This window comes from Glaciimonas sp. PCH181 (genome assembly GCF_003056055.1).
Taxonomy (GTDB): Bacteria; Pseudomonadota; Gammaproteobacteria; order Burkholderiales; family Burkholderiaceae_D; genus Glaciimonas.
In genome coordinates this window covers 402084-416037 of the sequence record NZ_PYFP01000001.1, presented here as the reverse complement: position 1 = coordinate 416037, position 13954 = coordinate 402084, and the positions used below count along the sequence as shown (strand labels likewise).

13 protein-coding genes and 1 tRNA gene are annotated in these 13954 nt (G+C 52.2%); 6 read left to right on the top strand and 8 right to left on the bottom strand.

What is annotated here, in order from left to right; genetic code table 11:
• Positions 1-22 precede the first annotated feature (22 nt).
• Positions 23-748, bottom strand: a complete 726-nt coding sequence (locus tag C7W93_RS01780; protein ID WP_108438475.1) for an HAD hydrolase-like protein — start codon at positions 746-748, stop codon at positions 23-25.
• A 101-nt stretch (positions 749-849) separates the two neighbouring features.
• On the opposite strand from C7W93_RS01780, the gene C7W93_RS01775 reads away from it, so the two are divergent.
• On the top strand, positions 850-1533 hold the full coding sequence (locus tag C7W93_RS01775; RefSeq protein ID WP_108438474.1) for a GntR family transcriptional regulator: 684 nt from the start codon (positions 850-852) through the stop codon (positions 1531-1533).
• Between the two features lie 149 nt (positions 1534-1682).
• Here C7W93_RS01775 and C7W93_RS01770 read toward each other — a convergent pair whose 3' ends face one another.
• Positions 1683-2606, bottom strand: coding sequence for an MFS transporter (locus C7W93_RS01770; protein ID WP_370446381.1), 924 nt, complete (start codon positions 2604-2606; stop codon positions 1683-1685).
• Positions 2607-2617: 11 nt separating this feature from the next.
• The gene (locus C7W93_RS25400; protein ID WP_108438472.1) at positions 2618-2911 is read right to left on the bottom strand and encodes an MFS transporter; all 294 of its coding nucleotides are present in this window, start codon (positions 2909-2911) and stop codon (positions 2618-2620) included.
• Between the two features lie 135 nt (positions 2912-3046).
• On the opposite strand from C7W93_RS25400, the gene C7W93_RS01760 reads away from it, so the two are divergent.
• The 3 genes from C7W93_RS01760 (at position 3047) to C7W93_RS01750 (ending at position 6237) form a co-directional block, all read left to right on the top strand.
• Complete coding sequence (locus tag C7W93_RS01760) at positions 3047-3961, top strand: LysR substrate-binding domain-containing protein (protein WP_108438471.1); 915 nt, start codon at positions 3047-3049, stop codon at positions 3959-3961.
• Positions 3962-4235: 274 nt separating this feature from the next.
• Complete coding sequence (locus tag C7W93_RS01755) at positions 4236-4847, top strand: hypothetical protein (protein WP_108438470.1); 612 nt, start codon at positions 4236-4238, stop codon at positions 4845-4847.
• Between the two features lie 337 nt (positions 4848-5184).
• Positions 5185-6237 (top strand): low specificity L-threonine aldolase, encoded by a 1053-nt coding sequence (locus C7W93_RS01750; RefSeq protein ID WP_108438469.1) that lies wholly within the window; start codon positions 5185-5187, stop codon positions 6235-6237.
• 570 nt (positions 6238-6807) lie between these two features.
• Here the strand turns inward: C7W93_RS01750 and C7W93_RS01745 are convergent.
• From C7W93_RS01745 to C7W93_RS01730, 4 genes are all read right to left on the bottom strand, one after another.
• A tRNA-Lys gene (locus C7W93_RS01745) sits at positions 6808-6883 on the bottom strand.
• A 211-nt stretch (positions 6884-7094) separates the two neighbouring features.
• Positions 7095-8297, bottom strand: a complete 1203-nt coding sequence (gene pcaF, locus C7W93_RS01740) for a 3-oxoadipyl-CoA thiolase (protein WP_108438468.1) — start codon at positions 8295-8297, stop codon at positions 7095-7097.
• A gap of 118 nt (positions 8298-8415) precedes the next feature.
• Positions 8416-9057 carry a 3-oxoacid CoA-transferase subunit B gene (locus C7W93_RS01735; RefSeq protein WP_108440423.1) on the bottom strand — a complete coding sequence of 214 codons (642 nt, stop codon included), beginning with the start codon at positions 9055-9057 and terminating at the stop codon, positions 8416-8418.
• Positions 9058-9112: 55 nt separating this feature from the next.
• Positions 9113-9808, bottom strand: a complete 696-nt coding sequence (locus C7W93_RS01730) for a 3-oxoacid CoA-transferase subunit A (RefSeq protein WP_108438467.1) — start codon at positions 9806-9808, stop codon at positions 9113-9115.
• A gap of 241 nt (positions 9809-10049) precedes the next feature.
• Between C7W93_RS01730 and C7W93_RS01725 the strand changes: the two genes are divergently transcribed.
• Both C7W93_RS01725 and C7W93_RS01720 read left to right on the top strand, forming a co-directional pair.
• On the top strand, positions 10050-10874 hold the full coding sequence (locus C7W93_RS01725) for an IclR family transcriptional regulator (protein ID WP_108438466.1): 825 nt from the start codon (positions 10050-10052) through the stop codon (positions 10872-10874).
• A gap of 210 nt (positions 10875-11084) precedes the next feature.
• Positions 11085-12293 carry a PLP-dependent aspartate aminotransferase family protein gene (locus tag C7W93_RS01720; protein WP_108438465.1) on the top strand — a complete coding sequence of 403 codons (1209 nt, stop codon included), beginning with the start codon at positions 11085-11087 and terminating at the stop codon, positions 12291-12293.
• Between the two features lie 127 nt (positions 12294-12420).
• Here the strand turns inward: C7W93_RS01720 and C7W93_RS01715 are convergent, their stop codons facing one another.
• A complete protein-coding gene (locus C7W93_RS01715) occupies positions 12421-13779 on the bottom strand; it encodes an amidase (protein ID WP_225869841.1) in 1359 nt (452 codons plus the stop codon).
• Between the last annotated feature and the right edge of the window lie 175 nt (positions 13780-13954).

Below are 13954 nucleotides of genomic sequence, written 5' to 3'. Positions count from 1 at the left end.
CTCCAGATATTTATAGGTTTGTTTAGGCGATTGCCAGATGCGCCTGATGATAAAGAGCAAATTCATGCATGGAATTGAAAGTCAGATCGGGCTTCGCGCCAATCGCATCCTCTGGTCGTGAACCCAGGCTGCGCCCCGGCCGATTTATCCAAACGCTCGACATACCTAGTTGATTCGCCGGGATAACATCTGCACGAAGACTTTGACCGACGTGAAGAATGCGATGCTTCTCAATACCTAAATCTGCGAACGCCTTAAAAGAAGCCGCGAAATGGGCATGATCCGGTTTGTAGGCATTGACGTTTTCTGCGGTGATGATCACGTCCGCTTTGATCCCCAGCTTGCGTTCGGAATACGTGATGGATTGGTTGTCAATATTGCTAAGCAAACCAATCCGAAAATGTTTCTTCAAGTGCGCTAGCGATTTAAGGGTGTCGTCGAACGCAGGCCACAACATGACCGAATTGGCATACACCTCGCATTCGTTATCGTTTGCCTGAATTTTGTATTTGCTGCAAAACTGCCGATATGCCGATCTCAGCACATCTGGATAAAGCAAGGCCGGACGCTGTCTTTGTAATGCAGCACGCGCCTGGTCAAATTCCATCAGAAACTCTTCATCTGAAAGATGAACACCATACTGATCTGCCGTGCTGTGAAACATGGCAATAATCGTTGGCTCCCAGTCAATTAATGTTCCGTAAACATCAAATGTCAGTGCATCAAACTCCGTAAGATTAATAGTCATTCTCTTCTCCTTGTGAAAATCAATTATCGATAATCGTTAATATAGTATCGATAATCGACTAGGTCAAGGAAATTTGTTAAAATGCGCGAACGGAGGTAAATATGGAAATTTTGGAATCTTTTGCGCAGGAAGCCATCGCAAAGCGGCAACCTGCCACCGCATCAATCGCTGATGCGCTTCGGGAAGCAATATTGAAAGGCGCGCTGAAAGGCGGTGACCCATTACGGCAAGACGCAATCGCCAAGCAATTTGCCGTCAGCCAAGTTACCGTGCGGGAAGCGTTCAGATTGTTGGAACATGAAGGCTTGGTTGAGGTCGTTCCGAGACGCGGTGCGGTGGTGTATTCGCTGTCTCCGGCCGATGTGGCAGAAATTACAGATTTGCGCGCAACGCTTGAAGCGCGCTTGATTGAAGCCGCAATACCGCAGTTATCTGCGGCCGACTATGCGATGGCCGAAACCACAATTAAACAACTAGAAAAGGCGCATCACATCGATGACCTGATTGCGTTGAATGTGATGTTTCATAAATGCCTCTACCACAAAGCGAACCGCCCTCGCACCATCGCGATACTGGATCGACTGCGTATCAGCATGGAACCGTATCTCCGCCTTTTGTGGTCAAAGACTGGCTATAAGATGGAGTCGCAGGCAGATCACAAAGAAATTCTCGTGCTCTGCAAAGCGGGCAAAGTGGTTGCAGCACAAAAGTATCTGCGACAGCATATTGAAAAAACGGGAAAGGAAATAGAGCAACTATTACACTCTCAGCTGCCCGCCGAATAATGTTGAATGGGCTTAGATCTCCGCCGTGTTTGGCGGAGTTGTTCAACAAATTTTCGACATTTCCCTATTAGACTAACGACATGCCTGGCGGTAGTTGTTGCTGGCGTGGCTCACACTTGGCGCTTGTGCTGCATGAACGACCAGAGCTTCTATGCCGGCTGACTGACAGCCCGTGCAGTTAAGCCGCGCAACGGGCGACAAAACCAGACGCCAGCCACCAATTGCACCCCCAAAGAAATCGCCCAAGACACTTGATGCGCAACTACGGCATAACCGCCTCCAGCGTGCGGCCAGGTATTCAGTAATAGTCCAAATCCATACTGCACAACGAAAGCGCCAGCAAAGATCGCTAAGGTCAAGCCGGTGCTGACACGACCGGCCAGATGTGCAGGAAACTCTCGCACCAGCGCCGCGTAAGTCAATATCCCCGATGTCCCGAACAACCCGTACATGCTCCACAACATCCACATTGGCAATGCCACGTCCAGCAAAATCAACAGCTGCGCCAACATGAACAAAAACATCCCTGCCCCTGCGGTGATATGCAAAGAAATACCGCGCTGCTGCAATCGTCGCGCCAGCCATCCCGAGCCCACCGCCCCCAGAACCATCGCCAGGCCGATCAGCGCTACGATATTTGCAGAAGCAACCGCCGGTAACCGGCTCACATCCTGCAAATACGGCCCAGCCCACAGACCTTGCACGCCAAGAAATACGCCCTGACTAGCCATTACGAACGGCGCAGTACGCCAAAAAATCGCGCTACGAAATATGCCGCCGATATCGTGCAATTGCGCTCTCAACGTGCTTTTAGGATGCTGCTCATTTTTTTCTGGGACTAGCGCGAACAGCGCGAGCACGACCAACAAGATCAATGCCGCCACCACCACAAACAGCATGCGCCAGGTGGTTAAGCCAAGCGCCCATGCAATCGGGGTGCCGGTCGCCACCGCGCCCAAACCGCCAATTGCATACATCGCGCCGTTCATCACAGGCAGGTGATCATGCGGATTCCAGGCGACGACTGCCTTCAGACCGGCCATCAGACATGCCGACGTCCCAATTCCTAGCAACAGTCGACCGATTAGCAGCGTGGAGAACTGTGCGCATTGGCCGATACCAACGCTCCAATCGCCGCCAACACCAGCAAATAAGCAAGAACCTTGCGTGGACCAAAACGATCAAGCAATATCCCCAAAGGCATTTGGCACGCAGCAAAAGCAAAGAAATACAAGCTGGTGAGAAGGCCTAACTGCGCTGGCGACAAACCAAGTTCGCTGCTGAGCATCGGCGCCAACGGCAAATTGATGCCGCGCGCCAGATAGGAGATGAAATAGCCTGCAGAAAATATCAGGAACACACGGGTAGCAAGTTTCATGGCAAGTCACTAATAAGAACAGAATATTGTCGATAGTAGACAGCCAGCTATACGAAAGCCAACGAAGTGTTTTATCCTTATATGTGAATAGAATTAACCGATTATCCGAACAGCCAATAATCAACCGTTGCCCTCATGTTTGAACGCCTGCCACCCACCCAGACCTTACGTGCTTTTGAAGCAGCCGCCCGCCTCGGCAACTACACCCGCGCCGGTGAGGAACTAAATCTGACGCATAGCGCTATCAGTCATCAGATCCGTGCCCTCGAGCAGCGCACGGGCCGCAAGCTGTTCCAGCGAGATGGTCGCAAAATGGTATTGACCGACAGCGGCCGTTTGCTGGCGGGAGAAGTACGGCAAGCGTTGCTGGCCCTGGATCGCGCGTTGCAATTGGGCCGGATCGAGCGCCAGCAAGGATCGCAAACGTTAAGCGTCAGCGCTTGGCTGGTGCCGCGACTGGCAGGATTTCATCAACTGCATCCGCACCTCAGCATCAGCTTGCACAGCGCGCACGAATTGAGCGAACTTGATTTCAACGATGCCGATGTCGCCATCTGGTACGGCCGCGCCGCTGACAAGAATTTCCGCTATAAACGTTTGTTCAAAGAAGTGGTTTTTCCGGTATGCAGCCCAGCGTTCGCCGCCAACCATCCAGCGATCACGCCGCAAGACCTGCCACGCCATTCGTTGCTGCGATTTGCGCATCATGGCGGCTGGGAGCCTTGGTTTATGGTCGCTGGCATCAAGCAAAGCGAGCCGAAGACAGGCCCGGTTTATGATGACCCGATGCATCTGCTAGATGCCGCTGCGGCCGATCAGGGCATCGCCCTGGCGCGCAGTTGCCTGGCGCACAACCATCTTGCCAGCGGTCGTCTAATACGGCTGTTCGACATTACGGCACCGGCCCGCGGTAGTTACTTCGCAGTTTCGCCTTTCGATACTGAAAAGGCTGAGGCAATTGCAGAATTTCAAGCATGGCTGATCGCTATTTTGCCGACTTTGCTGGCCAATGGCGAAGTCAGCCCCACGCACGGTGGCAAAGAAAAATAATGCGGCCAGACTACGGACCGCAAAATTGGTTGCATATGTAACGAACACCATCGTCATGTCTTCCTCCGTCAACCGGATCTGAGCGTATCCATTCCCCATCTAATATCGCCCGATGAAGGATTGCATGTGTGCGATTGATCGTCGCATTCGCAACGACGGTCGACAATTTTTATGATGAAATCGCACCCTATAAAGTTGTGCTTAAATATACAATATTGCTCTTAACCAAGCATGGCAACTGGTGATCTACCTATAAAAAGAGCAAGGGAAGAGTATGCATAACGACTTGATCAGCCGAATTGTGAGTTTAGTATTGGCAATCGGCATAGTTACCGGAATCGTTTGGATGATGTCCAAATCAATCGTATTTCCCGAAAAAGTCAAAACGCCCACGCCAGCAGCATCCGAGCCAATGCCGTCTTCAGCAAAAAATAACGCCTACTCGCCTCCGCCTAATACAGATCCTGCCAGAACATTCTCTCAAGAACTGCCGCAACCACCGCAGGCCGCACAATCGGGACAAATATACAAATGCGAATCAAACCATAAAGCAACTTACTCAGATCAAAAATGCCTTAGTACCGAACAAACTACAACAGTAAAAATCCGAGAAAGCAGCGGTGGCTTTGTCAGTCCAGATCAACAAACAATCGCAGAAACACGGGAAAGAATACGGCTTGGCATGTCGGATCCGGGGGCCGCAGTCATCACGAACAAAAGAGTTTCGGGAATGACGAACAACATGCAAGGGCAATGCTATTACCTTGCAAACGAAATCGATGTGATTGACGCCACATCCAGGCATAGGCTAACGGGACAAGAACAACAACGGCTTCGGATTCGTCGAGGAGATATCAGGGCGCGACAATACCGTTTGGGTTGTTAGGCTTGAATGTCCGAAACAACGATAATTAAAATGAAAGATCAAGTTAAGTACAACAGGCGCCCTCGCAATACTGACGTTAACATCGTCCACTCAACACCCCAGGCACCCATTAGCCCCACCGTTCGTGGAGAAATGCATGCTCTACGTGCACAAGTTGAGTTGCACCACACAAAGATCAATTTTTTACATGCTTCAAGCTGCCACAATCGATAAGCTACACAACTGCGCAGTATCTCTGCACTTGACCGATACCCACCTGGCTAGCGATTCGCTGAGGTGGACGAAGCAGTTGTATTTGAGCACTTCGCCATACGAATAACCTACCGGTAAATGACTTATGACCACCTACAGCTTTCTTGACGACTACAGCGAGGGCGCACATCCTCAGATTTTGCAAGCGCTCACAGCAACCAACTCGGTTCAGCAAGCACCCTATGGGGAAGATGCATATTCACACGAAGCGAAGGCAAAAATTCGAAGTCACCTGGCTAACCCAGATTGCGCAATATTCTTTGTTGCAAGTGGGACCCTGGCCAACATCATCACAATCGGAAGTTTTCTTCGTCCCCATGAAGCGGTTATCGCCGCAGCTTCCGGGCATATAGTGACGCGAGAAACTGGCGCTATCGAGGCAATTGGACATAAGATCATTACCGTCCCGCCAGTGAATGGCAAGCTCACACCCGATGGCATACGCGCTGCGTTAGAAGCGAATGCGCATTTCCCGCACATGGCCAAACCCCGCTTGGTATACATCTCAAATGCGACAGAGATCGGGACTATTTACTCTAAGGCAGAACTGCAAGCGATCTCAGACCTGTGCAGAGAACGAAAGCTGATCTTATATATGGATGGTGCGCGCCTTGGAGCGGCCCTTTCCGGCTACCAAAACGACTTGACGCTGACTGATATTGGACTATTGACGGACGCGTTCTGGATAGGAGGCACGAAAGTCGGCGCGCTTCTTGGAGAGGCAATCGTCATTACAAATCCATCGCTGGCCGAGGATTTTGCTTTCCATATCAAGCAGCGCGGCGGGTTGCTGGCAAAAGGACGGATTCTTGGTCTTCAATTTCAGGAGTTGTTCGGACCAACTAATTTGTTTTTTAATCTGGCCCTGCACTCCAATGCAATGGCTAAAAAATTAGCGACCGGAATAACAAATGCGGGATACGAGTTAGCAGCTAACACCGAGACCAACCAAGTTTTCCCTATCTTGCCAAATGCTTTAATTGCGTCGCTCAGCAAACTCTTTGCATTCTATGTATGGGAAAAACGGGGCGAGCACAATTCAGTCATTAGGCTGGTGACTTCTTGGGCGACAGAAGAGGCGCAGGTTGACCGCTTGGTCGAAGCCATCAACAGCGAAACTGTCAGCACAAACGTCTAGCTAGCATCGCCTTTGCGCTAAAGTTGCGCCGCAACGACGCATTTATCGGCATAGCCTGCGCGCAAATAATGAACGTAAGGGCGAATAAGCGGACTCATTAAGACATCGACTAAGCAATCGCGGCGCACCAGATTCGCCACTAAAAAATCCTCGGATTTTTCGGGAGATGGTGTATTCCTGAAGGTTGCAAAACCTATGTGCAACCGCGATTTTTATGGCATGAGCCGCAGTGCTGACGTGGTGCTTACCCGCATCCCACCGCAGTTCTGCTTCGATTAACGGCTATCTCATCCTCCGATTAACGTCTTTGGCTCTAAGTACGACTCCAAACCAAACACGCCAAACTCCCGGCCAATATCTCATCTCATACGGGTAGCACTAATCATTTTTCCAGAGGCTACTTGAATGATTAATAGTACGCCCAGAATCAAACGCAAATCAGTCTGAAAGCAAACCCGACATTACAGAATGTATTATCGCGTTACACACTCCCAAATATGGGAATGGCAGAAAATGTATAGCCATCAAAACATAAAAGCCTCCCGATTACTCGGGAAGCTTTATGTCTATTGGTGGGGCGTGTGTGACTCGAACACACGACCTACGGATTAAGAGTCCGCTGCTCTACCAACTGAGCTAACGCCCCAACAGGGGAAAGATTATAGCGGCTATTAACCGTTTCTAGCAAGTAATCTAGATTTAATAGTTTATTTCACTTCTACCCTTCCTCGCAAACAGATTTGCGAGGAAGGGAATCTTTATCAATTAACAAGACTGAAAACGACACTCCACGGCAGCAAAAATACTTTTCGCAAGATTTCCAACCGCATCGCGCCCTTCAATCCATATTAAAAATCTCAAACACGCTCAATAACAATCGCAATACCCTGCCCGACCCCTATACACATGGTACACAGCGCATAGCGACCGTTAATCCGTTGCAACTGATTAATTGCGGTCATGACGAGACGTGCACCGGATGCGCCTAGTGGATGTCCGAGTGCAATCGCACCGCCGTTTGGATTGACGCGGGGATCGTCGTCTTGCAAGCCAAGTTGCCGCAGTACAGCTAACCCTTGGGCTGCAAATGCTTCGTTGAGTTCGATTACGTCGAACTGATCTAGTCTCAACCCGGTTAGTTCTAATACTTTTAATGTTGCGGGAAACGGTCCAATGCCCATGACGCGTGGCGCAACGCCAGCTGTAGCCATGCCGACGATGCGTGCTCTCGGGGTCAGGCCATATTTAGCAGCGGTGGCGTCATTTGCCAACAGTAATGCGCAGGCGCCGTCATTCACACCGGATGCATTACCGGCTGTGACCGTGCCATCTGCTTTGACGATGGGCTTGAGTTTTGCTAATACCTCAAGCGACGTCGCGCGTGGATGTTCGTCTTTGCTGATGACGATGGCGTCGCCTTTTTTTGGCGTAATTGTGACCGGTGCTATCTCGCTATCGAAGAATCCCGCTTGTTGCGCAGCAATGGCTTTCATTTGGCTGGAGACAGCCATTTTGTCTTGATCGGCGCGGTTGATGCCGTATTCGGTGGCGACATTTTCAGCTGTTTCGGGCATCGAATCGACGCCGTATTGAGCCTTCATTAGTGCATTGATGAAGCGCCAGCCGATGGTTGTATCTTCCATTTTGGCGGCGCGTGAAAATGCGCTTTCAGCCTTACCCATGACGAAAGGTGCGCGACTCATACTTTCGACGCCGCCAGCGATCATCAGTCCTGCTTCGCCACTTTTGATGGCACGAGCCGCGGTGCCGATAGCGTCTAATCCCGATCCGCACAAGCGATTGACGGTTGCGCCGGGGACGTCTATCGGCAGACCAGCCAATAGCGCCGACATGCGGGCAACGTTGCGATTATCTTCGCCTGCCTGATTCGCGCAGCCATAGATCACGTCGGTCACAGCTTGCCAGTCGACTTGTGGATTACGCGCAATTAAAGCGCGGATCGGGACTGCCCCGAGGTCGTCAGCGCGAACGCCTGACAACGCACCGCCGTAGCGACCGAAGGGTGTTCGTTGGGCATCGCAAATGAAAGCATGGGACATTAAAATCTCCTGAATATAGAGGTAACAGGTATAGGGGTTATGACGGCATTTTTGTCAGGATTACTACGATTGCGCAGCAACATTCGGCAGCGCAATCAATCTATGCAATTCGGCAGTATCAGCAAGCGTTGACCAACGTTACCGCGGTCACTTTTTGCAGCTCATCGAACGATAATCCGGCGACGATATCGATCACTTTAGCGCCATCGGGGGTCAAGTCGATCACGGCCAGATCGGTATAAATCCGGCTAACGCAGCCTATGCCAGTGAGCGGATAAGTGCACTCGGAGACGAGTTTGCTCGCCCCGGATTTGGTCAGATGCTCCATCATGACGTAAGTCTTTTTGGCACCGATGGCAAGATCCATTGCGCCGCCAACGGCTGGAATCGCATCCGGTGCGCCGGTGTGCCAATTGGCGAGGTCGCCGCTGGCGGAAACCTGAAACGCGCCAAGTACGCACACATCCAGATGGCCACCGCGCATCATTGCAAAACTGTCCGCGTGATGGAAGAAGCAGCCGCCCGCCAATAGCGTCACCGGTTGCTTGCCTGCATTGATCAGGTCATAGTCTTCTTCACCCTCAGCGGGAGCCGGTCCCATGCCGATCACGCCGTTTTCGCTATGCAGAATAACTTCGCGATCACTCGGCAAATGATTGGCGACCATCGTTGGCAAGCCAATTCCAAGGTTGACGACATCGCCATCGGCAATATCTTGCGCCACGCGCACTGCCATTTGTTCTCTGGACCATTTTTTCATATTGCCGCCGGTTGTTGTCGCGTTGGTTAATTTCTCACTCATTCTTCTTTCCCCCTTAAGCCTTGAAGCCAGCCGGACCGGTGGCGACGCGTGCTACTTGCACCACGCGTTTTATATACAGGCCCGGTGTGATGACCGTCTCTGGATCAATGCTGCCCAGCTCGACGATATCGTGTACCGAGGCAATGGTGATCTTGGCGGCGCTGGCCATAATCGGGCCGAAATTGCGGGCGGTCTTGCGATAAGTCAGATTGCCCCAGCGATCGCCAGCCTCGGCCTTGATCAGCGCAAAATCTGCATGAATCGGATATTCCAATACATACATACGACCATTGATCTCGCGCGTTTCGCGACCATTTGCCAAATCCGTGCCGTAACCGGTCGGGCTGAAAAATGCGCCGATGCCCGCCCCTGCCGCACGAATGCGCTCGGCCAGATTGCCTTGCGGCACCAGTTCCAGTTCAATCTTTCCGGCGCGATATAAACCATCAAAAATATGCGAATCTGCCTGACGTGGGAAGGAGCAAATGATCTTGCGCACCTGACCGTTTTTTAATAAAGCCGCCAGGCCCGTTTCGCCATTGCCAGCGTTGTTGTTGACGATCACCAGATCTTTAGCGCCTTGCGCAATCAGGCCATCGATCAATTCGGCGGGCTGACCAGCCCCTCCAAAGCCGCCAATCATGACGGTTGCGCCATCGTGAATATCTGCTAGCGCGTCTGCTACGGTATGGACAATTTTATTAATCATGGCCTATTCGAACAATTGGTTGAAAATCGATAGAAAAGTTCTTATAATGAACAAATATTCGTATTTAGAACTTAATGACGTAAGAATAGTCATCCGATAAGGCCTTGTCAATGGTCTTGTCTGGTCGATTATTGAAATTAGGTGGATCAGAGGTGGGCGTAAAAATCGGCACATAGCGCTGTTGTCCGTGGCCTACAATAATGCGCATCGTTGCATGTTAAGCAAAAGAAAAGAGGTTTGAATGTTGCATCCTGTTCCGTTATCAGAAGCCGAAGACACGCAAATTGCCGCATCCGACCCCAAACCCGGCGACAGCTATGTGCAATCTTTTGCACGCGGACTGGCTGTGCTGCGCAGTTTTGGGGCTGGCGCACCGGCCCAGACGTTGACTGAAGTCGCCGAACGGGCTGGGTTGACACGAGCTGGTGCACGACGGATTTTGCTGACCTTGTTACATCTCGGCTATGTCGAGACTGAGGGACGTCTATTTCGTTTGACGCCTAAAATTTTGGAATTGGGTTTCGCTTACCTGTCGTCATTGCCGGTATGGACGCAGGCGCAGCCGGTAATGGAAGAGTTGGTGGAGAGTCTGCGCCAATCCTGCTCTGCCGCTGTGTTGGACGGTGATGAAATCGTCTATGTATTACGGGTCCCGGCCCATAAAATCATGTCGATCAATCTTGGCGTTGGCAGCCGTCTTCCGGCTTACTGCACATCGATGGGAAGAGTGCTATTGGCCGGTTTGCCGCCTGCGACACTCAAAGAACGCGTTGCCAGCATGACGCTAACGCCATTAACACCACACACAATAGTTGATCCGGAGCGCTTGCAAGCGGCAATCGAACAAGTGCGGATTCAGGGTTGGTGTCAGATCAGTGAAGAACTCGAACAAGGGCTGGTCTCGCTGGCAGCACCGATTGTCGATCGCAATGGCAGGGTCGTCGCGGCAATCAACATCAGCGGTCAGGTAAACAATCCGGGACCGGCCAGTTTGCTAGAAAAGAGCCTGCCTAAATTATTGGCCGCAGCAGCAAAAATCAATGTACTGGTGCGTGCGCAACAGTGATGGTGCGGCTAATTTGTGAGGCGGCTGCACGTCGGCCTCATCGCCTTGCCCAAACGCTCTAAAACTTTGATGTTCATAGGTTAGCAGCGAATCACGAACCCCTTTACACCGAAAAGACCGCTCCACAAGATAGGCTGCCGAATATTTACGTCTGACCGCGATAGTTTGTACAATCACCATCGCCCATTTGCCCTTCATCAAGGAGATTTCATGTCAACGCCAAAACAGCCGCTATCCCGCACCTTTGGTTTGCGTACTTTAGCCGTACATGCCGGTCAGGCACCGGATATCACCACCGGTGCCACCGCGACACCGATCGTCGCTACGTCATCCTTTGCATATGACGATTTCGATGCGGGTGTGCGGCGGTTTAACGGCGAGCAACCGGGATTCTTATACAGTCGCTTTGCCAATCCGACCGTACAAACCTTTGAAGCGAAGATGGCTGCGCTAGAAGGCGCAGAAAGCGCTGTGGCATTTTCCAGTGGCTCAGCCGCTGTTTCATCGACATTGCTTGGGCTGGTTTCTGCCGGGGATGAGGTCATTTATGTCGGCACGGTGTATGGCGGGACTGACGGGATATTACGCGGACTATTGCCGCGCCTTGGCATTCGGACGATTCCAGTGCCGGATTTGGCCAGTGTTCAGGCGCAACTCAGCCCACGTACCAGACTGATCTATGTGGAGACGCCAGCCAATCCGGTGATGGGCATTATTGATCTGGCAGAAGTTGCGCGTATTGCGCATGAGGCTGGAATTCTCAGCGTTGCCGACAACACTTTTTCTACGCCATGCCTGACCCAGCCGTTGGCGCTGGGGATCGATGTCGTTGTACATTCGGCGACCAAATACATCGGCGGTCATGGCGACGCCACTGGCGGTGTAGCTTTGGGCCGCGCAGACCTGATGAAAACCATCCGTTCAATCGGCATGAAAGAACTTGGCGGCTGCATGAGTCCGCATGAGGCCTTCATGTTTATTCGCGGCTTAAAAACGTTGCCGCTGCGAATCGAGGCCGCCTGCGACAACGCACAACAAATCGCCGCGTTCTTGCATAGCCATCCGGCAGTAGAGCGCGTGTATTACCCCGGCCTGCCCTCACATCCCGGACACGAAATTGCGCGCCGCCAGATGCGACGTTTCGGCGGCATCCTGTCGTTTGAGTTTCGCGGTGGCCGTGCGATGGCGCGTCTCTTCCTAGATCGTTTGCAACTGGTCACGCAAGCGGTATCGGTCGGCGATGTCGATTCGTTAGCCTGTCATCCTGCCTCCACCACGCATAGCGCTGTGGCCGAGGCTATTCGTTTGAAGAATGGCGTGACGGAAGGACTCGTCCGCTTTAGTGCTGGCATCGAAGACCCGGAGGATCTGCTGGCAGATGTCGAACAGGCGTTAGCCCATGCCAGCAAAGAGGTCTGAACAAGCTGCATTAATGCCATTAATGCATTAAATAAAAGGTGCCCACAATCTGCATTGTGAGCACCTTTTATTTCGTCAACCCTATTGCAACCGCAAAGCGGCTCGCAACAAATAAGTCGATAACCTCTTAAACCCGACGCGGTGCGACCACTGCCTCTATCGAACGCCCGATCGCCAGAATACGATGATCGGTATTCTGCGTACCCGCGATCATGAGACCGACTGGCGCGTCACCCGCTTGATGGCAAGGCACAGAAAGTGCGCAACCATCAAACAAATTAACAACTGACGGATTGCGCAACATACGGCCATTAATGCGGTAGTAACTCTCGTCGTCCTTCAACACCTCGGCAATAGTTGGCGCGATGTCCGGTGTGGTTGGCATCAGCATCGCATCATAGCCAGCTGCGGCCTGATTGATCGAGCGGATAAACTCGCGCCGCAGCGTCAGCAACTGCACATAATCGGGCGCGCTGATGGCCGCACCGGTTTTGATCCGAGCCAATACGCGCGGATCGTACTTGTCAGCGCCATTCTCAATATATTTGCGGTGCCAGGCATAGGCCTCCGAAGCAGTGATCATTCCGCGTGGATTGATGTTTGCCGCTTGCGCAAACTCAGCCATCGGCAATTCGACGATCGTTGCACCCGCTGCGGACAGTCGCGACAGGGCGATAGCAAATGCACGTGCCACCGGCTCTGACAAGTCGGTTTGAAAGAAAGTCTTTGGCACAGCAAAGCGTAATCCACGCAACGAGGGCGCATCCGGCACCTGGACGGCCTCGGCGGTAAGCACTGCATCCATCAGCGTGCAATCGGCCACACTCCAGCTAATTGCCCCTGCTGAATCCAGCGTCGTTGATAAAGGCATCACGCCTTCTAACGGCACACGGCGTTGTGTCGGTTTAAATCCAACCAAACCGTTAAGTGCCGCCGGAATCCGCAACGAGCCGCCAGTATCGGTACCGATAGCAGCGACTGCCATACCGTCGCCGACAGAAATCGCTCCGCCTGAGGTCGAACCGCCTGGAATCCGGCCGGTAGCACGGTCATACACATTTTTTGGTGTGCCGTAATGCGGGTTCACGCCCAATCCGGTATAGGCAAATTCGACGGTATTAGTGCGTCCGATAATGACCGCTCCAGCCTTACGCAATCTGGCAACAACCGTCGAATCACGCACTGCAGGAGGTTGCCCAATCAATACCGTAGAACCGCCCAATGTAGTTTGCCCTGCTTCATCAAACAAATCTTTGATCGAGATAGGAATACCGGCGATCGGCGAGGCAACGATTCCTTTGCGGCGCTGCGCATCAATCTCAGTCGCCACCGCCCGCGCCTGCGCGGCGTACACGGTCATGAAAGCACGCGCACCCTCAAGATTTGGATCGCCGATAGCGGCAATCGCCTCTTCTACTAGCTGGCGGCTGGTGAGCGAACCGGCGGCCATCCGCTGCGACATTTCCGTTATCGACAACTTGCCCATAGCGGTGCTGCCAGTCGTCCGCGCAAACACTTGCGGCACAACCGTGCTCAACCCGGCAAGGGCTGCATAACAACCTGTTTTTTGCAAAAAATTGCGACGTTGCGTATCCATTTCTATCTCCATTAACATTATTTATCGCGGCGCTTGATGACTGGCCAACGTCGTTATAAGCACG

Coding starts and splice junctions, on each gene's coding strand:
- C7W93_RS01780 (WP_108438475.1), bottom strand. CDS start 748: ATGACTATTAATCTTACGGAGTTTGATGCACTGACATTTGATGTTTAC.
- C7W93_RS01775 (WP_108438474.1), top strand. CDS start 850: ATGGAAATTTTGGAATCTTTTGCGCAGGAAGCCATCGCAAAGCGGCAA.
- C7W93_RS25400 (WP_108438472.1), bottom strand. CDS start 2,911: ATGAAACTTGCTACCCGTGTGTTCCTGATATTTTCTGCAGGCTATTTC.
- C7W93_RS01760 (WP_108438471.1), top strand. CDS start 3,047: ATGTTTGAACGCCTGCCACCCACCCAGACCTTACGTGCTTTTGAAGCA.
- C7W93_RS01755 (WP_108438470.1), top strand. CDS start 4,236: ATGCATAACGACTTGATCAGCCGAATTGTGAGTTTAGTATTGGCAATC.
- C7W93_RS01750 (WP_108438469.1), top strand. CDS start 5,185: ATGACCACCTACAGCTTTCTTGACGACTACAGCGAGGGCGCACATCCT.
- pcaF (WP_108438468.1), bottom strand. CDS start 8,297: ATGTCCCATGCTTTCATTTGCGATGCCCAACGAACACCCTTCGGTCGC.
- C7W93_RS01735 (WP_108440423.1), bottom strand. CDS start 9,057: ATGAAAAAATGGTCCAGAGAACAAATGGCAGTGCGCGTGGCGCAAGAT.
- C7W93_RS01730 (WP_108438467.1), bottom strand. CDS start 9,808: ATGATTAATAAAATTGTCCATACCGTAGCAGACGCGCTAGCAGATATT.
- C7W93_RS01725 (WP_108438466.1), top strand. CDS start 10,050: ATGTTGCATCCTGTTCCGTTATCAGAAGCCGAAGACACGCAAATTGCC.
- C7W93_RS01720 (WP_108438465.1), top strand. CDS start 11,085: ATGTCAACGCCAAAACAGCCGCTATCCCGCACCTTTGGTTTGCGTACT.
- C7W93_RS01715 (WP_225869841.1), bottom strand. CDS start 13,779: ATGGGCAAGTTGTCGATAACGGAAATGTCGCAGCGGATGGCCGCCGGT.